An 18318-nucleotide genomic window follows, 5' to 3' on the forward strand; every position below is an offset into this window, starting at 1 on the left:
GCCGGGCGCGGAGCCTCGGGCGCGGGCCGGTTCACACGTCGGCTGGTCACACGGCGGGGGCCGCGGTTTCCTTCAGTGTGCCGTCGGCCAGCCGGAGCCAGCGGTTGACGCCGATCTCGGCGAGGAACCGCTCGTCGTGGCTGACCACCAGGAAGGCGCCCTGGTAGGAGTTCAGGGCGCTCTCCAACTGCCCCGCGCTGACCAGGTCGAGGTTGTTGGTCGGTTCGTCGAGCAGCAGCAGGTGCGGGGCCGGCTCCGCGCACAGCACGCAGGCCAGGGTGGCGCGCAGCCGCTCGCCGCCGGAGAGCACCCCGACCGGCAGGTGGGCCCGGGTACCGCGGAACAGGAAGCGGGCGAGCAGGTTCATCCGTTCCGTCTCGGGCCGCTCGGGCGCGAACGCGGCGAAGTTCTCCGCCACGGTGCGGTCGAGGTCGAGCAGGTCCAGGCGCTGCGAGAGGTAGGCGATCCGGCCGTCGTTGCGGGTGATCTCCCCGCTGTCGAGGGCGAGTTCGCCGGTGATCAGGCGCAGCAGGGTGCTCTTCCCGGCGCCGTTGGGCCCGGTCAGTGCGATCCGCTCGGGGCCGCGGACGCTCAGGTCGACGCCGCCGTCGGCGAAGACGGGCCGGCCGGCGTGGCTCACCTGGAGGCCCTCGCCGAGGAGCAGGTTGCGCCCGGCGGGCACCTGGGTGTCGGGCAGTTCCAGGGTGAGGCGCTGTTCCTCGCGCAGGGCGCGCCCGGCCTCGTCCAGCCGGGCCTTGGCCTCGCTGACCCGGGCGGCGTGCATCTGGCCGGCCCGGCCCGCGGACTCCTGGGCGCCGCGCTTCATGTTCCCGGCGAAGATGCGGGGCAGGCCGGCGCTCTTCAGGTTGCGGGCGGCGTTGCTCTGGCGGCGGTCGGCGCGCTCGCGGGCCTGCTGCATCTCCCGCTTCTCCCGCTTCAGCTCCTGTTCGGCGTTGCGGACGTTCTTCTCGGCGACCTCCTGCTCGGCCCGGACGGCCTCCTCGTAGGCGGTGAAGTTTCCGCCGTAGAAGCGGAGTTCGCCGTTGCCGAGTTCGGCGATGTGCTGCATCCGGTCGAGCAGCGCGCGGTCGTGGCTGACCAGCAGCAGGCAGCCGTTGAAGTCCTCCAGCACGTCGTAGAGCTTGTGCCGGGCCTGGGCGTCCAGGTTGTTGGTGGGCTCGTCGAGCAGCAGGACGTCGGGGCGCTTGAGCAACTGGGCGGCGAGGCCCAGGGAGACGATCTGGCCGCCGCTGAGCGTGCTCAGGCCGCGGTCCAGGGTGAGGTCGGTCAGGCCGAGGCGGTCGAGCTGGGCGCGGGTGCGCTCCTCGATGTCCCAGTCGTCGCCGATGGTGGTGAAGTGCCGTTCGTCGACGTCCCCGGACTCCACGGCGTCGATGGCGCGGATGACCTCGGCGACGTCGAGCACCTCGGCGACGGTGAGGTTCGAGGTCAGCGGGAGGCTCTGGCGGAGGTAGCCGAGCCTGCCGGTGACCGTCACCGAGCCGGTGGCGGGCTTGAGTTCGCCGGCGATCAGCTTGAGCAGGGTGCTCTTGCCGGAGCCGTTGGGGGCGACCAGTCCGGTCCGGCCGGCGGGCACGGTGAAGGACAGGTCGTGGAAGACCGGGGTGTCGTCGGGCCAGGCGAAGGAGACGGTGGAGCAGACGACGGCGGCGTCGGACATGGAAGTGACCTCGAAGGGGTGTGGGCAGGAAGAGACCTCTGCCCTGGGCAGACATGGGGAAAGTGGGTACGACGAAACGGACCACTTCGGCGGCGGCGCTGCTGGAGCACCGGCCGGTGGCCGTCAGATCCGGATCTCACCCGGAGATGTCGTCGTCACCCGCCACGTCTGTCACTCCTCGATCACACGACTACAGATGGGCGCCACTGTAGCAGGCCGTTCGTGGACGGCAACTTTCTTTTCGCGGGCCCCCGTTCGCCCCGGCTCGGGCCGGGGTGGGAGCGGGCCGCGCCTCTCGTTGACAGGCCGGCCGGGGCCGTGCCAGAGTCGTCACCAGTTGAACCGGTGACGGTGCGGACATGGCTCCGCCGTGTTCACACGTGTGGATCCGCCCGCGACCGGGCCGGCCGAACCGCGGCCGCCCGCCGGGATCGTCGCCATCGCGAAGGAGCGCACTGACCATGGCGGGAAATCCGAAGCGGAGGGCCGAGGGCGCGCCCGTGGGACGGCGCGCGCTGCTCGGCATGCTCGGCGCCGGCGCCGTGGGGCTGGCGGCCGCGCCGTACCTCCAGCGCGGCTGGGAAGGGTTCCTGTCCGCCGCCGCCGAGAAGGACGCGACCGGCCTGACCGGCCTGCTGCCCAACCCGGGCGGCTTCCGGTACTTCAGCGTCGTCGGCTCGGTGCCGCGCAAGGACGAGACCGACTACGAACTGCGCGTCGACGGACTGGTGGAGCGCCGGAAGACGTACACGCTGCCGGAGCTGCGCGCGATGCCGCAGACCAGGGTGGTCCGCGACGTGCTCTGCACGGACGGCTGGCGGGTGAACAGGACGCCCTTCGAGGGCGTGCTGCTGGCGGACCTCCTCGACGCCGCCGGAGTCCGCTCCCCGGGCGCGGCGGTCCGCTTCACCTGCTTCGACGGCGCGTACACCGAGAGCCTCACCCTGGAGCAGGCCCGCCGCTCGGACGTCCTGGTGGCGCTGAACATGCAGGACGAGCCCATCACCCACGCGCACGGCGGACCGGTCCGCCTCTACGTGGCGCCCATGTACTTCTACAAGTCGGCCAAGTGGCTGTCCGGCATCTCGGTCACCGACAAGGTCGTCCCCGGCTACTGGGAGGAGCGCGGCTATGACATCGACGGCTGGCTCGACGACGCCGACCGGCGCGGCGAAGCGGCCTGAACTCGCGGACCGCGTCCGCAGGTTCAGCGCGGCCGAGCGCCTGGTCCACCGGGCCGTCGCCGTCCTGATGCTGCTCTGCCTGGCCTCCGCGGCCTGCCTGTACCTGGGGCCACTGGCCCAACTCGTCGGCCGGCGCCCCCTGGTGGCCGCCGTCCACAAGTGGTCGGGCATCCTGCTGCCGCTGCCCGTCCTGCTCGGACTGCTCTCCGCCGAGTTCCGCGCGGACCTGCGCCGGCTCAACCGCTTCGCCCCGTACGACCGGGAGTGGCTGCGGGCCGTGCGCAGGCGCCGGGCGTGGCCCGAGGCGCGTCCGGCGGGCAAGTTCAACGCCGGCCAGAAGCTCTACGCGGGCTGGATCGCCGGGGCGGTGCTGGTGATGGCGTTCACCGGCCTGCTGATGTGGTTCAAGGACCTGCTGCCGTTCGTCTCCCGCACCAGCGCGATCTTCGTCCACGACCTCCTGGCCTGGGCGATCGCCTTCGTGGTCTTCGGGCACCTGCGCAAGGCGGTCCAGGACCCGGAGGCCCGGCGCGGCATGCGCACCGGGTACGTCGGCCGGGCCTGGGCCGAGCGGCACCACTCCCGGTGGCTGCCCCGGGACGGCTCCGACGGCTGAGCGCGGCCGGAACCCGTCGGGCCCGCCAGCCGGTGCTGTCGGCCCCTGGGAAACCGCGCCCCACGGAGGTCGGTCGGCCTTGGTGGGGTGTCCTCGTCGCAAGCAGCCGCTCCAGTCGGCGGCGGTGGATTTCCGAGGCTGCGCCACCTGTCGAGGTGGTGACGCATCGAAATGCATGGGCGGGACGTGTGAGCGGGCATGCCGATGCCCGGCGTCGCCGTGGGGCGGTGCCGGGCATCGGGGGAGTGGCCGAGGTGTCGGGCCGGGCGAGGCGCTCGCCCGGCCGGGTGTCCTCGTTACGCCGGGACGACCCGGTAGCTCAGGGCCGCGAACGGGATGTTGGACTGGGCCAGCGAGCCGGTGGCCCACGCGCTGGTGCCGGTGCAGCCGGCGCCGGGGTACAGCACCACGGACGCGGAGCCGTTGGCGACCTGCACCGATCGGGCGGCCGTCGACAGGGTGTGGCAAGTGCCGAGGTCACCGAGGTTGACGGTGGTCGCCGCGCCCTGCCCGTTGGCGGCCGAGTAGAGCCGCGCGCCCGGCTGCAGCGGAGGCCAGCCGGCGGCGTCGGCCGCCCCGGCGCCGAGGCCGATCAGGGCGGCGGCCAGGGCGGCGGTCGTGGCTGCGCGGCGGATGTTCGCCTTGGGTGTGAACATGCAACTCACCTCTCGTGGGTGACGGAACTGCCGGAAGGGTCGGCTCGGGACTCGACGGGCGAGCCCTGCCGGGAGCAGATCATTGCACGTTCAACAATATGCCCGGGAGTGCAGAATCGGCCAAAACACGTGTGAGTGCCGGGGTGGCGAGTGTGTTCCCGTCATCGTGCGTCACCCTCTTGACAGGTGACGATCGCGGATCGCACCCTGAAGACCGTCCGCGGCGGCAGCCCCGGGCGCCGCCCGTCATCGGTGAGATCCGGAGAGTGGCCATGAACGACCAGCCCGCGGACGACCGCGCCGCCGAGGCCCGCCGCGCCCGGTACGGCGCGCTCCCCGCACGCATCCGCTACGAGGACATGACCGAGGAGGCGCCGTCCGGCCCGGGCGGCGCCGCAGGCACCGCCTACGACCCCGAGCGCGCCTGGAACTTCTACAACTGCCTCGCCGTCGACCTGGCGCTCTAGACCCCGCGCCGACGACTCCTCGGGAGACCCGCGCCGGCGACTCCTCGGGAGACCCCGCGACGACCGGCGGCCTGCGGGCGGCGGTCAGGCGCACCCGGCGGCCCGCGGAGCGAGACCCCCGGGCCGAGTGGGCCGACGGGCGGGCCGGGCCGTCGGGCCGGTGAACGCGGGTGGCTGCGCGAGGATGGGTCGTCGGAGCCCCGGAGTCCGGGGCCGCAACGGACGAGGGGAAGAGCCCATGGCCCAGCAGGAGCGCACCGACCCGGTACGAGTGGGGCTGGTGGGGCTCGGCATCATCGCCGAGACCCACCTCGCCGTCCTCGCCGAACGGCCGGACGTGGAACTGGAGTTCACCGTCGACCCGAGGCCGGTCGGGCCGATCGACTTCCGGGGTGCGAGGCCGCCGCACCACCGCGACCTCGGCCGGGCGCTCGACCGCCACCGGCCGGACCTGCTGGTACTCGCCACTCCGACGGAGACGCACACCGAGCTGCTGGCCGAGGCGCTGCTCCGCTCCACGGCCCGGGTGCTGGTGGAGAAGCCGCTCGTCCACGACCTCGCGTCCCTGGCCGCGCTGCGCGAGCTGGAGGGGAAGGCCGACGTGGCGGACCGCGTGTTCACCGCGCACCACTTCGCCTTCTCCCCGGAGGTCGACTGGGCGGCGGAGCTGCTCGCCGCGCATCCGGAGTGGGGGCCGGTCACGACCATCACCTCGGCCTTCTACGACCCGTACGTCCTGCGGGGCGAGGCGGCCTTCGCCTCGTACGTCTCCAGCTGGACGGACTCGGGGGTGAACCAGCTCAGCATGCTCACCCGTTTCGTGGACCTCGTCGCCCTCACGTCCGTCCGGCAGACGGACGGTGGCGCGAGCGCGTGGTGCGCGGTGGAGTTCCGCTCCCGGGGGGAGGTGGGGACGGCCCGGCTGCGCAGCAGCTGGCTGACCGGCTCCAGCAGCAAGGAGAGCAGCCTGGCCTTCGGGAACACCGGCGTGGAGGTCTGGATCGACCACACCGCGATGACCGGATTCGCCGCCAGGGAGGGCGAGTTGCTGGCGGCCTTCGGCAACGACGGCAGGACCGGGCGGAAGGTCGCCCACTACCGGCCGCTCTACGCCAGCCTGTTGTCCGGCCGGCCCGATCCGGTGCTCGGCTTCGGGACCGCGGCGATGGTCGCCGCGATCCACGGCGCGGTGCCCGAGGCGCCCGGCGGTGCGGCCGTCAGATGAGCCCGAAGTCGAACTCCCCGGCGGCGACGGCCCGGACGAAGGCGGCGTGGGCCTCGCGGCCGACGGCCAGGGACGGTCCGGAAGCGTCCTTGGAGTCGCGGATGTAGCAGGTCGGGCCGCCGGGGACGGCGACTTCGACGCAGTTGTCGTCCCCGGCGCTGTGGCTGGACTTGGTGAAGGTCGGCTGGGTCACTTGATCCGGTCTCTCTGTGCGGTGATGAAGGCGAGCGAGGAGTCGACGGACATGGCCTCGGCGGTGATCTCCCGGAACTTCGCCCGGTAGAGCTCGACGTCGGACGGGTCCTCGACCCACAGGCTGCTCAGCAGGCCCTCGACCAGGACGACGTCGAGGTCCTTCCGCTGGGGGAAGCCCATCATCGCGAACGCGCCGGTCATGCCCGGGTGGACGGCCGCACCGACGGGCATGACCTGGATGTCGATGCTGGGCAGGCTGCTGAGCGTCAGCAGCCTCTCCAGCTGCGGGACCATGATCTCGGGGCGGTCGGCGTTGGCGAGCAGCGCCGCCTCGTGGATGACGGCCCGCACCTGCACCGGGTTCGGGCGGGTCAGGATGGACTGGCGGGCCATCCGGACCTGGACCAGGTCCTCGACCGATCCGCCGGACCGGATGCGCAGCCGGCCGATGACGATGCGCGCGTACTCGGGGGTCTGGAACAGGCCCGGGACGAACGCCGGTTCGTACGTCCGATAGGTGGCGGCGTCGGCCTCCAGAAGGATCAGGTCGGCCGCGGTGGAGTTGATGACGTCGCGGTAGCTCAGCCACCAGCCGCGTTTGCTGCCGTCCTTGGTGATGGCGATCAGGCCGGCCCGGTAGTCCTCGTCCTCGCATCCGTAGAAGTCGAGGAGTCTGTTGACGTCCTCGACCTTGGCCGCGGTGTGGGCCGTCTCGATCCGGGTGAGCTTGGCCTGGCTCATCCCCGTCGCTTCGGCCACCACTTCTGCGGTGAGCTTCCGTTCCTCACGGAGCTTCCGCAGCACGCCACCGAGCCTTCGCCGGCGAACGGTCGAGACTGCCATCGTGCCCCCTCCTGAACTATCAGTCGACCAGTCTGCCTGCGCGGCGGTCGGCCGCGCTACCGACAACTGCCCGGTGGGGAGGCCGAATTCAGGTTCGATTTGCAAATATGCGAGCCGTGGGGAGCGAGTTGCGCTCTGTGGCGCGCAGACTGCATGCTGAGCGTAGCGGGACGTGTGCAACGAGTAGGCGGCGACCTGTGAACTCGCCGTCAGCCGGAGCGTGTCCGCCGATATGCGGCGAGGAGTGAACCACTCCACCACCACGACCAGACCCGAGGCCCCGTGCGACTCCTGATCGACCTCGTCCTTCCGCTCCTGTTCCTCCTCGCCATCGCCGTCGTCGGCCTCGGTGCGGTCGCCGTCCTGCGGATGCCCCATCGTCCGGACGCCATCACGACCGCCACCCCCGAGGGTGACCGCGAGCTGCGGCCGCCCGGCCGGGCCCGCTCGGCGGCGGGGGTGCGCCCAGGTAATTGAACGTGTTCAATACTCCTGGCATGATGTCCGAATCGGCCGCCCCCGACGCGCTGAGGAAGGAATCTCGTGGACCCGAGCACACCGTGGCGGAACCTGGGAGTCATCGGACTCCGGCTCGCCGACCTGGTGATCCGTTACACCGTCACCTCGGCGGTCACCTGGATCCTGACGATGTCGATGACCGCGCAGACGGGCGGCCCGGTGCCGGCGGACGTCCTGCGGTTCATGGCGATCACCGGGATTCCGTCCATCGCGATCTGCGTCGTCTACTCGCTGTTCAGGGAGAAGACGGGCACCGAGTTCCGGGGGCCGCTGGCCGGGCTGCTGATCCTGCCGCTCTGGCTGCTGTTCCTGTTCCCGCCCCTGTTGATCGTCCCGCTCCTGGGTCAGGCCTTCTTCGCCCTGTGCGTGGTCCGGGCGCCGCTGCTCGGCCCGTCCAGGCTCCGGCCCCTCGTGGACCGCCTCCGCGCCCGCGCGGCGGCGTAGGGCGGGTGTGCGCGAGAAGTCGGGCCGGCCGACTTCTCGCGCGGGGCCGACGGCGGAGTGCCCTACGATGGCCGTGTGTTCCTCTCTCGTGACTAGGGCCCGGATGGCGACCGCACCCCGGTGGTGCGGTCCTTCGGCGTCCCGGTACACCGGCGCGCGGCGCGCGCCACCTCCAGAGGAACACCTCCATGTCTTCGTCCTACGTGACGGTCCTGCGCACCCCCGGCGCGGTCCGGCTCTTCGGTGCGGCCCTGATCGGCCGCCTCTCCTACGGCGTCGTCCCACTCTCACTCGTGCTCGCCGTCACCGGCGCGACCGGCTCGTACGCCCGGGCCGGCTGGCTGATGGCCCTGTTCTCCATCTCCGGCGTGCTGATCTCGCCCCTCAGGGCCGGGCTGGTCGACCGCCACGGCCCGCGCCGGGCGCTGCCGCCGATGGCGGCCGGGTACGCGCTGGTCCTGCTCGGCCTGGCCGCCGCCACCTGGCGACCGGGCGTGCCGTACCCCGCCCTGCTCGCCCTCGCGGTGGCGGCCGGCGTGTTCGCGCCGCCCCTCGGGCCGGTCACCCGGGCGCGGTGGAGCGCCCTGCTGCCGGATCCCGGCCTGCGCCGACGCGCCTACAGCCTGGACACCGTCGCCGAGGAACTCCTCTACGTCACCGGCCCGTTGCTGTCCGGCGTGATCGCGGCGGCGACGGCGCGCCCGGCGCTCGGCGTGGTGGTCGGGGCCGTCCTCGTCCTCGGCGGCACCCTGGCCCTGGCCGCCTCGGTCCACGACGGACCGGCCCCCACGGAGGCCGGCTCCACGTCCACCGAGGACCGGTCGAGCTCCTGGCGGCTGCTGGCCCGGACCCGCCAGCCGCTCGCCGCCGCAGCCGCGGCCGGTGCCGGACTCGGCGCGTTCGGCCTGCTGGCGGTGGTCTTCGCCCAGCGGCACGGCCGGACCGCCGACGTGGCCTGGGTGGAGGCGACGCTGGCGGCCGGGAGCGCGATCGGCGGTCTGGTCCTCGGCGCCCTCGACTGGCGGGCCTCGGCGCAGGCCCGGCTCGCCGTGCTCACCACCGCCTTCGCCGGGGCGCTGGCCCTGACCTCCCTCGCTCCGACGCTCCCGCTGCTGGCGGCCGTCGCCGCCCTGGCCGGCCTGACGGTGGCGCCGACCCTCACCACCGCCTACCTGCTCACCGACGAACTCGCGGGCCCGGGCCGGCGCACCCGGGCCGGCGCCTGGGTCAACGCCTGCTTCAACGCGGGAGGTTCGGCCGGAACGGCGTTGGCCGGGCTGCTCGCCGACCGGCTCGCGCTGCCGCTCTGCCTCGTCCTCGCGGCCACCCCGGCCCTGGCCGCCCTCACCGCCGCGCGCGGCCGGGCGGCGGCCGCTCCGGGTGATGGCCGGCCGTCCGGGGAACCGTCCGCCGGGGCGGGTGCCGGGGTGGCCGAGTCCCGGAGGTAGGGGAAGGGGCGGCGGCCGGGTGGGTTCGTGGGCCCTCGCCACCGCGTGGGGGCCCGACGAGCTGGGTCGACGCGCGGTTCGAGCGGGGGAGTTCGGTCGGCGCCGGGCCGCTCGGGCTGCCGCCCTGTCCCACCTCGGCCGCCCTCGCCACCGCGCGGCTCCGTGCCGAGCTCCGAATCGAGGAGCGCCCCGGTACGGGCGGTTCGGTCGTTCGTTGCTCGGCGATCCCTGGTGCCGCCCTGCCCTCGCCCTGCCCTCGCCCTGCCCTCACCCCGGCCGTGGCCCCGGTCCGGGGGCCCTCGACGGCATGCGGGCGACCGCCAAGTCGGCATCCGTGCCGCGCAGTTGTCCGTCCCGAGGGCCGAACCGCCCGCGGGTGCGGCCCGGAGCCCTCACCCGCGCGGGAGTCGGAAGAGCCGGTCCGGGTGTGGGAGCCGGGTGATCGGCTCGTCGGCCCAGGTGTGGACCTCCAGGCCGGACAGGTAGCCGTCCTGGGTGAAGACCAGTACGCCCCCGACCGGTTCGCCGTCGGCGTCGTGGATCGGCGCCTCGGCGGCGGGATTGCGGGTGACGGGCGCGGCCGGTGCCGCCGCCTGGTCGAGGCCGAAGTCGAGGCTGGCGCAGGGGCATCGGCAGTGGCCGGTGACGCGCAGGTGGGGGAGCTGCGCGAGCAGTGCGCGGTGTGTCGGGTCGTCGTCCTGGAGGAGGGCCTCCAGGAGCCGGACGGCCTCCGCGGGCAGCGGGTCGCCGATCGTGCTGGTGTCCATGGCCTGACCTGATCATCCGGCCGGGCGGTGGGCCAACCCGAATCCGGGCTGCCACCCGGACAGGACCTAGTCGCCCTCGGTGGCGGCGGCCGGCGCGGCGGCCGCCTCCATCGCGTTCATCCGCGGCAGCAGGAACAGCACCGCGACCAGCAGGACCAGCAGCAGCCCGCCGCCGACGAACAGCGGGGTGCGGATGCCGCTGACGGACGCGATCCAGCCGCTGAGGGCGGCACCGGACATGATGCCGATCCGGGTGAGCAGCATGTAGCAGCTGTTGACCCGGCCGAGCAGCTCCTTCGGTACGGCCTGCTGGCGCAACGAGACGGCCTGGATGTTCCAGGTGACGATCCCGAAGCCCGTCACGGCGTACAGCGCGGCCACCGCGGCCAGGGAGGTGGCCAGCCCGGCCAGGACCAGTGAGGTGCCCATCAGCAGGAAGGCGAGCGCGATCCGGGCACCCCGGCCGAGCAGCCGGCCGAGCCGGCCGGCCAGGGTGCTCGCGGCGGTGCCGCCGAGCGCGCCGGCCGCGAGCACGATCCCGTAGGAGGCGGCCGGAGCGTCGAGGACCCTGGTGACCATCAGGACCAGCATGGTGGTGCCCATGAAGCAGGCCAGCGCGCCCAGGATGGAGAGCACGGCGAGCGTGCGGACCTCGCGGTGGCCGATCAGCCAGTCGACGCCCTCGCGGATCTCGGTGAGCACCGGGCGGCGGTCGGCCCGGCCGCGGGGGGCGGTGGAGCGGCCGGTGGCGGCGACCAGGACGGCGGCGAGCGCGAAGGAGATGCCGTCCACCGCGAACGGGGCGGCGGCGGCCACGGCGAACAGCGCCGAGCCGAGCAGCGGGCCGACCAGGTTCCCGCCGATCAGCATGTTGGCCTGCAGCCGGCCGTTGGCGGCGTCGAGTTGGTCGGGCCGGACCAGCTCCGGGACGGCCGAGGTGGCGGCGTTGGAGAAGACCGTCTCGCCGCAGCCGAGCAGGAAGGCCAGGACGGCGAGCGCGGCCAGCGGCGGGGAGGTGAGGAGGACCCAGCAGGCGAAGCCAAGGACGACGACGGCGCGCGCGGCGTCGATCGTCCACATCAGCCGCCGACGGTCGGTCCGGTCGGCGAGCACTCCGGCGTGCAGCGATGTCAGCAGGAAGGGCAGTGACGCGGCGACGGACACCACGGAGACCGCGCCGGGAGACTCGGAGACGGCCACCGCCAGCAGCGGCAGGGCGGAGTCCCGCATGCCGTCGCCGACGAAGGAGACCGCCGACGCGGACCACAGCAAGTGGAACTTCCGGCCCAGCTGGGGACGGGTTTTGGGTGGCTTCGCGGCCAGCTCGGCTGAGGTCACCGACGCAGTATGTCATGTCCGCGGAGGGACGCCCGGACCGTTTCCCAACTGTCGGGGGTGTCCCGAACTGCCCGTATTGGCAAGGGTATCCGGATGATCCGGGACCGCCCGGAGTGTCTGCTGGGAATCCGCTGGACGTTCGCTGGGTGTCCGCCGGGTTCCGGGCGGTCGCGCCCCGGGGCCCGGCCGGGCTCAGCCGAGCCCCCAGACGCCCTTGGCGAGGGTGGTCAGCCCGCCCGCCAGGGCGAGGCCCAGCACCACCAGCCGGGCACGCGCCTCCGGGACCCGCGCGGCGAGCAGCCGGCCGACGGCGGCACCGCCCGCGAGGGCGGCGGCCACCAGCCACCAGGCGGTGACGGACAGGGTGGGTGGGCCCTTGGCGGCCAGCGAGAAGGCGTTCACCACCACGCCGTAGAACTGCGCGTTGGGCACGAACTCCCGTGCCGTCCAACCGGTGTTGACGGCGTACAGGGAGACGGCCGGGCCGCCCACCCCGGCGGCCGAGTTCATGAACCCGCTGGTCGCGCCCGCGACCAGGGCGCCGCCCACGCCGCGCAGCGCGGCGGCCCGCACCCCGCGCAGCACCAGCAGTGAGGCCGCGCTGACCAGCACGCCGATGCCGATGAACAGCCCGGGTTCCGGGACCTCCGCCGCGACCCACGCCCCGGCCGGCACCGTGCAGGCCGCGGCGAGGATCAGCGGCAGCATCGCGGTCAGCCGCACCTGCCGCCAACCGCCCGGCAGGCCGACGGCGCTGATGGCGCCGGCGGCGACGTTCGACAGCCTGACGCCGTCGCCCGGGCCGAGCAGCAGCACCAGGACGGGCGCGGCGACCAGGGCGAAGCCGATGCCCGCGAGCCGCTGGACGCAGGCGCCCAGCAGAACGGCGCAGCCCAGGACGAGGTCGGTGGTCAAGCCGTCGGGCATCGGGTGCGGCCTCCAAGTCGCGGGTCCGGGTCTCTCCTGGCGGCCCGCGGCCCCGCCCACTCCTGCCGCAGGGGGCGCGAGCTCGGCCGGGCCCGTTCACGAACTCCCGTCGCCCGCAAGGAATATAGCGTCGACCGGCGAGCGGGAGTTCGAGGACCGGCCCCGGCTCAGTGCTTCGGCAGCGCGTCCGCCGACGCCGGCAGCGGGTAGGCGCCGATGTCGACCGGGCCGGGCAGTCCGGTCGCCGGGCGGCCGGGTGCGGCCGGGTCGAGCGTCGACGGCTGGGCCGGCGGGGCGGGCACCTGGCTGAACGGGATGCCGGGCGGCGACTGGACCGCGCTGGTCCGGCCGAAGGGCGGGGCGGCCCGGCCCGGGACGGCGCAACTCGCGAGGTTCTCCAGGTCGTCCGGGCTCTGGACGGCCGGCTGGTTGCCGGTGAAGCAGTTGGCCGGGTCGGCGGAGGCCAGCGCCAGGTCGGTGCCGTTGCCGGTGGTCCGGTTGCCCTCGACGCGGTTGCCACTGGCCGGGTGCCCGGGCGGGTCGGTGATGACGACGCCGACCGCGCGGTTGCCCTGGACCAGGTTGCGCTGCACCTGGTTGCCCGTGCCGCCGCCGATCCCGATGCCGATGCCGTAGCCGCCGTCGGCCTGCTGGGGGGTGTCGGTGGCGTTGTTGTCGGTGACGACGTTGCCCACGATCACCGCGCCGTGCTGCGGGGCGAGGGCCTCCAGGTCGTTGGAGTTGACGGTGACGCCGACCCGGTTGCCGTTGACCTTGTTGCCGACCACGGTGAGCCCGTCCGAGGCGTTGGTGATCTCGATGCCGACGGCGTTGCGCTCGACCGTGTTGTTGCGCACCAGGGTGTCGCAGGGCTTGCACTGGCCGACGTAGATGCCGGAGTCGGCGCCCCCGGAGGCGTACGAGTCCTCGATGACGCCGGCCTGCGCGTCGAAGGCGTAGATGCCGTACAGGCCGTTGTTGTACGCGGTGACGCCGCTCGCCCGGAAGCCCCGGAGCGCCGGGAAGCGGGTGGTGTCCAGCGGGTTGTAGGCGGAGCCGCCGGCGCCGTGCTGCTGGAGCTTCTCGTCGGTGACGCCGGTGAACAGCACGCCGTTGGCGAGGTAGCCGTGGACGGTGAGGTTCTCCACCACCGAGCCGGGGCCGGAGGCGGCGATGCCGTTGACCAGCCGCAGGCCGCCGTCCAGGACGACGGTGTTGCGGTCGGTGCCGCGCAGCACGATGTCGGGCTTGGTCATCCGCACGCTCTCCCGGTAGGTGCCCGCGTCGACCAGCACCGTGTCCCCCTCGTGGGCGACGTCCACGGCCTGCTGGATGGTCGCGAAGTCCTGCGGGACGCGGACGACCGTGCCGCCCGGGTGCTTGGCGTCGGAGGAGGACGAGCCGTCGGAGGAGCACCCGGCGAGGGCGGGCGCGAGGACGAGCGCGAGGGCGAGGACGGCGGCGAACGGGGCGGACGGGCGGCGGCGGGGCCCGGCCTCCGGTGTGCGGGCGGTGGCGGACCGGGAGTGACGTGTGGTCAGAAGTTGCATACGGCGTGTTCTATCGTCTCCAATGTCGCTCATGCATGCCGAAAGCGGAAAGGCGCCGGACCGGCCGCGCACCAGCACGGGCGGTGTGGACCGTCGGGGTCTGCTCGCGGGCGGGGCGGTGGTGGCCGCCGGGCTGGGCGCGGGGGCGGCGGCGCTGGCCCTGCGCGGTGGGGGCGGCGGCGGGAGCGCTCCCGGCCGGGCGGCGGCCCCGGAACGGCGGACGCCGCCCTTCCACGGCGAGCGGCAGTCCGGGGTGACGGCCGCGCAGCAGCCGGCCACCCAGCTGCTGGCCCTCGACCTGGCGCCCGCCGCGACCTCGGACGGGCGGGCCGCGCTGCGCGCCCTGCTCGGCGAGTCGACCAGGGTGCTCGCCGAGGCGTCCGGCGCCGGCCCGGCGGACGCGCGGCTGCGGGACGGCGAACCGGCCGGTCTCAGCAGCGTGGTGGGGGTCGGACCGGAGCTCGCCGCCCGGTTGGGGCTGAACGTTCCACCGGCGCTGCTGACCGCGGTGCCCGTCTTCCCCGGGGACAAGCTCGACCCGGCGCGCGGCGGTGGCGACCTGGTGGTCCAGCTGTGCGCGGCGGACCGCTGGCCGCTGTCGGTGGTCGCCGAGCAGCTGGGCGCGGTGGCCCGGGCCGTGGGCGCGACGGTGCGGTGGACCCAGTCCGGCTTCCTGGCCCGGACGGCCGGCGGCGCCACCCCGCGCAACCTGTTCGGTTTCAAGGACGGTACGGCGAACCCGACGGCGGAGGAGAACGGACAGTGGGTCTGGGGGCCGCCGGGTCCGTACGAGCACGGCACGGTGCTGGTCTACCGCCGGATCCGGATGGACACCGCGGCCTTCGCGGCCCTGCCCGGGGAGCGGCAGGAGCAGGTGATGGGCCGCCGGGCCGGCGACGGCTCCCCGCTCACCGGCACGGCGGAGCACGACGAGCCGGACATCTACACCAAGAACCCGGACGGCTCGTACGTCCTCCCGGCGACCGCGCACGTGCGGCTGTCCAGCCCCCGGCTGGACGGCGGCGCCCGGATGCTGCGGCGGGGCTACAGCTACGACGACGGCCCGGGCGACCGGGGCCTGCTGTTCTGCGCCTTCGTGCGCGACCCGGCCCAGTTCACCCGGGTCCAGGAGCGGTTGGCGGCCCGCGACGCCCTGAACGCCTTCGTCGAGCACACGGCCTCGGCGGTGGCCTACGTCCTGCCGGGGGCGAAGGAGGGCGGAACGCTGGGGGAGGGGCTGTTCGGCTGAGTCGCCGCGCGCTGATCGACGCGAATCACGAGACACGGCCCAACCCGAGGGAAGAGGAAGCACGTTGAGCCACGACGAGGAACAGCCGCTGTCCGGCGGCAACGTGAGCGCCGGGGTGGTCCGGGTCGGGGACACCGTACGGCGCCCGGCCGGGCCGTGGACACCGGCCGTGCACGCGCTGCTGGAGCACCTTCGCGCGGCGGGGTTCCGGGCGGCGCCGCGCCCGCTCGGCCTCGACGAGCGGGGGCGCGAGGTGCTGACGTACCAGCCGGGCCAGGTCGTCTGGCCCGACCGCTTCGGCCTGCTGGACCCGGCCGGTAGGCTGGCCGAAGTCGCGCTCCTGATCAGGGAGTTCCACGATGCCGTGGCGGGATTCACGCCGCCGCCGGACGCCCGGTGGCAGGTGCTGATGCCGCCCGGGGGCGGCGCCGACATCATCGCCCACAACGACCTGGCCCCGTGGAACCTGGTGGGCGGGGGCGAACACCCGTGGTCCTTCATCGACTGGGACACCGCCGCCCCAGGGACCCGGCTGTGGGACCTGGCGTACGCGCTGCACGGGTTCCTGCCGCTGACGACGCAGGCGGGCTGGCGGCTCGCCGACGCCGACGCGGCGGCCCGGCTGCGGGTCTTCGTCAACGCCTACGGGCTGGACGAGGCCGAACGGCGGGAGCTGGTCCCGCTGTTGGGGCTGCGGTCGATGGCCATGCACGACTTCCTGCGGGACCGGGCGGGCCGTGGCGTCCAGCCCTGGGCGCGGCTCTGGGCGGAGGGGCACGGGGAGGTCTGGCGCGGGGACGCCGAGTACATCGAGCGCCACCGGGAGCTCTGGCTGGGCGCCCTGCTCGACGGCTGAGCGCCGAGCAGGGGCCGGCTACCAGTCGACCGGGACGCGCGACGGGCTCCGGGTGGTGCCGCCGAGCTGCCAGTCGAGCTCCGCGACGGGGGTGGTGAGGCGCAGCCCGGGGAGGGCGGCGGCCAGCCGTCGCAGGGACTCGCGCATCTCCAGGCGGACCCGCCAGGCGCCGACGCAGTAGTGCGGCCCGGCGCTGAAGGCGAGCGTGGGGGCGGGGAGCGGGAGGCCGAGGTCGGCGTCGAGCCCTCCGGGGTAGACGGCCGGGTCGCGGTTGGCGCTGTTGAGGCTGACGGCGACGACCGAGTCGGCCGGGACGGTGACGTCGCCGACCTCGACCGCCGCGGTGGTGCGGCGGATGGTGGCCTGGTCGTCGCCCAGGGGGATGTAGTGCAGCAGGCGTTCGGCGGTGCGCTCGGCGGTGTCCGGGTCGGCCAGGCGCGGCCAGTGGCCGGGGCGTTCGCCGAGCACGTACACCAGGGCGTTGGCGAGGGCTCCGGCGACGCTCTCGTTGCCGCTGGCGGTGAGTCCGGCGACCAGGAAGACGAGGGACTCCTCGCTGACGCCGCCGTCCTGGTCGGCGGCCCGGACCAGCCGGCTGACCAGGTCGTCGCCGGGCTCGCGCCGTCGTCGGGCGACCAACTCGGCCATGAAGGAGCCGAATTCGGCGAGGGTGTCGTCGTGGCCGGCGGTCGGCGACTGGTCCGCGGCGCCGCCCTGGGCGAGCAGGGCGAGGGTCCAGCGGTGCAGCCGGTCCTCCTCCAGCCGGTCCGGCCCGTTCCCGTCGAGCCCCATCAGCCGGGTGGTGACGGCGAAGGGCACCGGCCGGGCGAACGCGGGGACCAGGTCGGCGGGCGGTCCGGCGGCGACCAGCCGGTCCACGTGCTGCTGGACGGCGGCCGCGACCCAGGGCTGCCAGTCGGCGATGGCCCGTGGGGTGAAGGCCCGCTGGACGGTGCCGCGCAGCCGGCGGTGGGCGGCACCGTCCTGGTTGAACAGCGAGGCCGGGTTGGCGGCCACGTCGGCGGTGGTGCCGGCGGTGCCGATGTCGTGCAGGTCGGCCCGGGTGACCCGGGGGTCGGCGAGGACCTGCCGGACGTCGTGGTAGCGGGTGATCAGCCACGCGGGGGTGCCGTCCGGGAGGGTGGTGGGGTGGGGCGGCTGGGCGGGGGCGACGGGGAGCCGGTGGAGTGGGGGGAGGGGGGTTCCGGTGTCGGCTGAGGCGGAGTCCATGGGTCCCTTCACGGGGTGGGCGGTCCGGCTGGTGGAGGGGAGAGGATGCATCCAATTGTCGTATTGTCATGCAGAATTGGGTGCTTATGCTGCTTCTCCCGTTACATACCGATGGTATGCCTATGCCTGTGCCGGCCGTGGTCCACAGCGCGGAAAGCGCCACCGCGCAACAGGGGGTCGTCGGGGCTGTACGCCGCCCGAAGGGATCGACGAGGATCTGACGGACGGGCAGAACGGTTTTTGCGCAGGCGATCGAAGGGACACCCATGTCAGGCCACAGCACCCAGGTCGACACCCGCTGGCTCCGCCGCTACCACCCCGCGCCGGAGGCCGCGCCCCGACTGGTCTGCTTCCCGCACGCCGGCGGATCGGCCGGCTACTTCCACCCGGTGTCCGCCGCGGTCTCCCCGTACGCCGACGTGCTGTGCGTCCAGTACCCCGGGCGGCAGGACCGCCGGACCGAGCCCGGGATCACCACGGTCGCGGAGCTGGCGGACCGGCTGTACGAGGTGCTGCGGCCCTGCGCGGACCGGCCGTTGACCTTCTTCGGGCACAGCATGGGCGCGGTGCTCGCCTTCGAGGTGGCGCTGCGCTTCCACCGGGACGGCCTGGACGCCCCGGCCCACCTGTTCGCCTCCGGGCGCCGCGCGCCCTCGGTCCACCGCGACGAGCGGGTGCACCTGCTCCCCGACGAGGGGATGCTCGACGAGCTGGTGCTGCTCGGCGGCACCGGCCGGCAGGTGCTGGCGGACCAGGAGCTGCGCGACATGATCCTGCCGCCGCTGCGCAGCGACTACACCGCGATCGAGACCTACCGGGGCGAGCCGGACGCCGTGCTGGACTGCCCGATCACGGCGCTGACCGGCGACGTCGACCCGCGCGTCGCCGTCGAGGACGTCCGCGCCTGGGAGGGTCACACCCGGGGTGCCTTCAGCCTGAGGGTCTTCCCCGGCGGGCACTTCTACCTGACCGACCAGGCCGCGGCCGTGCTCGGCCTGCTCATCGCCCAGTTGACGGGGGCCCCGGCCGACCGGTGAGGGGCCGCTCCCGGACACCCCCGGATACCCCCACCCCGTAACGCGCGGCCTTCCGGGCCGGACACGACGGGAAGCCCTCCGGTGGC

19 protein-coding genes are annotated in these 18318 nt (G+C 74.0%); 10 read left to right on the plus strand and 9 right to left on the minus strand.

The window, feature by feature from the left end:
• Positions 1 to 46 precede the first annotated feature (46 nt).
• On the minus strand, positions 47 to 1681 hold the full coding sequence (gene abc-f, locus ACFRMQ_RS22185; RefSeq protein WP_380732263.1) for a ribosomal protection-like ABC-F family protein: 1635 nt from the start codon (positions 1679 to 1681) through the stop codon (positions 47 to 49).
• 461 nt (positions 1682 to 2142) lie between these two features.
• Here abc-f and ACFRMQ_RS22190 point away from each other — a divergent pair, with 461 nt between their 5' ends.
• Complete coding sequence (locus tag ACFRMQ_RS22190; RefSeq protein ID WP_380732264.1) at positions 2143 to 2865, plus strand: molybdopterin-dependent oxidoreductase; 723 nt, start codon at positions 2143 to 2145, stop codon at positions 2863 to 2865.
• The gene (locus ACFRMQ_RS22195; RefSeq protein WP_380732265.1) at positions 2813 to 3481 is read left to right on the plus strand and encodes a cytochrome b/b6 domain-containing protein; all 669 of its coding nucleotides are present in this window, start codon (positions 2813 to 2815) and stop codon (positions 3479 to 3481) included. The genes ACFRMQ_RS22190 and ACFRMQ_RS22195 overlap by 53 nt, the downstream gene beginning before the upstream one ends.
• A 296-nt stretch (positions 3482 to 3777) precedes the next feature.
• On the opposite strand, the gene ACFRMQ_RS22200 is transcribed toward ACFRMQ_RS22195, so the two are convergent.
• Positions 3778 to 4137, minus strand: coding sequence for a hypothetical protein (locus ACFRMQ_RS22200; RefSeq protein ID WP_380732266.1), 360 nt, complete (start codon positions 4135 to 4137; stop codon positions 3778 to 3780).
• A gap of 272 nt (positions 4138 to 4409) precedes the next feature.
• Between ACFRMQ_RS22200 and ACFRMQ_RS22205 the strand changes: the two genes are divergently transcribed.
• On the plus strand, positions 4410 to 4604 hold the full coding sequence (locus tag ACFRMQ_RS22205) for a hypothetical protein (RefSeq protein WP_380732267.1): 195 nt from the start codon (positions 4410 to 4412) through the stop codon (positions 4602 to 4604).
• Between the two features lie 238 nt (positions 4605 to 4842).
• Positions 4843 to 5829, plus strand: coding sequence for a Gfo/Idh/MocA family protein (locus tag ACFRMQ_RS22210; protein ID WP_380732268.1), 987 nt, complete (start codon positions 4843 to 4845; stop codon positions 5827 to 5829).
• Here the strand turns inward: ACFRMQ_RS22210 and ACFRMQ_RS22215 are convergent.
• Together ACFRMQ_RS22215 and ACFRMQ_RS22220 are read right to left on the minus strand one after the other, a co-directional pair.
• The gene (locus ACFRMQ_RS22215) at positions 5822 to 6022 is read right to left on the minus strand and encodes a DUF397 domain-containing protein (protein WP_380732269.1); all 201 of its coding nucleotides are present in this window, start codon (positions 6020 to 6022) and stop codon (positions 5822 to 5824) included. The genes ACFRMQ_RS22210 and ACFRMQ_RS22215 overlap by 8 nt on opposite strands.
• Positions 6019 to 6867, minus strand: a complete 849-nt coding sequence (locus tag ACFRMQ_RS22220) for a helix-turn-helix domain-containing protein (protein WP_380732271.1) — start codon at positions 6865 to 6867, stop codon at positions 6019 to 6021. Before ACFRMQ_RS22220 ends, ACFRMQ_RS22215 begins: the two co-directional genes overlap by 4 nt.
• Positions 6868 to 7149: 282 nt before the next feature.
• On the opposite strand from ACFRMQ_RS22220, the gene ACFRMQ_RS22225 reads away from it, so the two are divergent.
• The 3 genes from ACFRMQ_RS22225 to ACFRMQ_RS22235 all read left to right on the plus strand — a co-directional run bounded on the left by ACFRMQ_RS22225 (position 7150) and on the right by ACFRMQ_RS22235 (position 9278).
• On the plus strand, positions 7150 to 7344 hold the full coding sequence (locus tag ACFRMQ_RS22225) for a hypothetical protein (protein ID WP_380732272.1): 195 nt from the start codon (positions 7150 to 7152) through the stop codon (positions 7342 to 7344).
• 66 nt (positions 7345 to 7410) lie between these two features.
• Complete coding sequence (locus ACFRMQ_RS22230) at positions 7411 to 7830, plus strand: hypothetical protein (RefSeq protein WP_380732273.1); 420 nt, start codon at positions 7411 to 7413, stop codon at positions 7828 to 7830.
• Positions 7831 to 8018: 188 nt separating this feature from the next.
• Positions 8019 to 9278, plus strand: a complete 1260-nt coding sequence (locus ACFRMQ_RS22235) for an MFS transporter (RefSeq protein WP_380732274.1) — start codon at positions 8019 to 8021, stop codon at positions 9276 to 9278.
• A gap of 392 nt (positions 9279 to 9670) precedes the next feature.
• Here ACFRMQ_RS22235 and ACFRMQ_RS22240 read toward each other — a convergent pair whose 3' ends face one another.
• From ACFRMQ_RS22240 to ACFRMQ_RS22255, 4 genes are all read right to left on the minus strand, one after another.
• Complete coding sequence (locus ACFRMQ_RS22240) at positions 9671 to 10045, minus strand: hypothetical protein (protein WP_380732275.1); 375 nt, start codon at positions 10043 to 10045, stop codon at positions 9671 to 9673.
• 66 nt (positions 10046 to 10111) lie between these two features.
• Positions 10112 to 11383 (minus strand): MFS transporter, encoded by a 1272-nt coding sequence (locus tag ACFRMQ_RS22245; protein ID WP_380732276.1) that lies wholly within the window; start codon positions 11381 to 11383, stop codon positions 10112 to 10114.
• Between the two features lie 192 nt (positions 11384 to 11575).
• Positions 11576 to 12310: a TSUP family transporter gene (locus ACFRMQ_RS22250; RefSeq protein ID WP_380732277.1), complete on the minus strand. Its 735-nt coding sequence runs from the start codon at positions 12308 to 12310 to the stop codon at positions 11576 to 11578.
• A gap of 167 nt (positions 12311 to 12477) precedes the next feature.
• Positions 12478 to 13860 carry a right-handed parallel beta-helix repeat-containing protein gene (locus ACFRMQ_RS22255; RefSeq protein WP_380732278.1) on the minus strand — a complete coding sequence of 461 codons (1383 nt, stop codon included), beginning with the start codon at positions 13858 to 13860 and terminating at the stop codon, positions 12478 to 12480.
• Positions 13861 to 13891: 31 nt separating this feature from the next.
• Between ACFRMQ_RS22255 and ACFRMQ_RS22260 the strand changes: the two genes are divergently transcribed.
• A complete protein-coding gene (locus tag ACFRMQ_RS22260; RefSeq protein WP_380732279.1) occupies positions 13892 to 15109 on the plus strand; it encodes a Dyp-type peroxidase in 1218 nt (405 codons plus the stop codon).
• 64 nt (positions 15110 to 15173) lie between these two features.
• Positions 15174 to 15965: a phosphotransferase gene (locus ACFRMQ_RS22265; RefSeq protein ID WP_380732280.1), complete on the plus strand. Its 792-nt coding sequence runs from the start codon at positions 15174 to 15176 to the stop codon at positions 15963 to 15965.
• 18 nt (positions 15966 to 15983) lie between these two features.
• Here the strand turns inward: ACFRMQ_RS22265 and ACFRMQ_RS22270 are convergent, their stop codons facing one another.
• On the minus strand, positions 15984 to 17195 hold the full coding sequence (locus ACFRMQ_RS22270) for a cytochrome P450 (protein ID WP_380732281.1): 1212 nt from the start codon (positions 17193 to 17195) through the stop codon (positions 15984 to 15986).
• Positions 17196 to 17461: 266 nt separating this feature from the next.
• Between ACFRMQ_RS22270 and ACFRMQ_RS22275 the strand changes: the two genes are divergently transcribed.
• Positions 17462 to 18232 carry a thioesterase II family protein gene (locus ACFRMQ_RS22275; RefSeq protein ID WP_380732282.1) on the plus strand — a complete coding sequence of 257 codons (771 nt, stop codon included), beginning with the start codon at positions 17462 to 17464 and terminating at the stop codon, positions 18230 to 18232.
• Positions 18233 to 18318 lie beyond the last annotated feature (86 nt).

Source organism: Kitasatospora sp. NPDC056783, assembly GCF_042789895.1.
In the GTDB taxonomy this organism is placed as follows: domain Bacteria; phylum Actinomycetota; class Actinomycetes; order Streptomycetales; family Streptomycetaceae; genus Kitasatospora.

Coding starts and splice junctions, on each gene's coding strand:
- abc-f (WP_380732263.1), bottom strand. CDS start 1,681: ATGTCCGACGCCGCCGTCGTCTGCTCCACCGTCTCCTTCGCCTGGCCC.
- ACFRMQ_RS22190 (WP_380732264.1), top strand. CDS start 2,143: ATGGCGGGAAATCCGAAGCGGAGGGCCGAGGGCGCGCCCGTGGGACGG.
- ACFRMQ_RS22195 (WP_380732265.1), top strand. CDS start 2,813: ATGACATCGACGGCTGGCTCGACGACGCCGACCGGCGCGGCGAAGCGG.
- ACFRMQ_RS22200 (WP_380732266.1), bottom strand. CDS start 4,137: ATGTTCACACCCAAGGCGAACATCCGCCGCGCAGCCACGACCGCCGCC.
- ACFRMQ_RS22205 (WP_380732267.1), top strand. CDS start 4,410: ATGAACGACCAGCCCGCGGACGACCGCGCCGCCGAGGCCCGCCGCGCC.
- ACFRMQ_RS22210 (WP_380732268.1), top strand. CDS start 4,843: ATGGCCCAGCAGGAGCGCACCGACCCGGTACGAGTGGGGCTGGTGGGG.
- ACFRMQ_RS22220 (WP_380732271.1), bottom strand. CDS start 6,867: ATGGCAGTCTCGACCGTTCGCCGGCGAAGGCTCGGTGGCGTGCTGCGG.
- ACFRMQ_RS22235 (WP_380732274.1), top strand. CDS start 8,019: ATGTCTTCGTCCTACGTGACGGTCCTGCGCACCCCCGGCGCGGTCCGG.
- ACFRMQ_RS22240 (WP_380732275.1), bottom strand. CDS start 10,045: ATGGACACCAGCACGATCGGCGACCCGCTGCCCGCGGAGGCCGTCCGG.
- ACFRMQ_RS22250 (WP_380732277.1), bottom strand. CDS start 12,310: ATGCCCGACGGCTTGACCACCGACCTCGTCCTGGGCTGCGCCGTTCTG.
- ACFRMQ_RS22255 (WP_380732278.1), bottom strand. CDS start 13,860: ATGCAACTTCTGACCACACGTCACTCCCGGTCCGCCACCGCCCGCACA.
- ACFRMQ_RS22260 (WP_380732279.1), top strand. CDS start 13,892: ATGCATGCCGAAAGCGGAAAGGCGCCGGACCGGCCGCGCACCAGCACG.
- ACFRMQ_RS22270 (WP_380732281.1), bottom strand. CDS start 17,195: ATGGACTCCGCCTCAGCCGACACCGGAACCCCCCTCCCCCCACTCCAC.
- ACFRMQ_RS22275 (WP_380732282.1), top strand. CDS start 17,462: ATGTCAGGCCACAGCACCCAGGTCGACACCCGCTGGCTCCGCCGCTAC.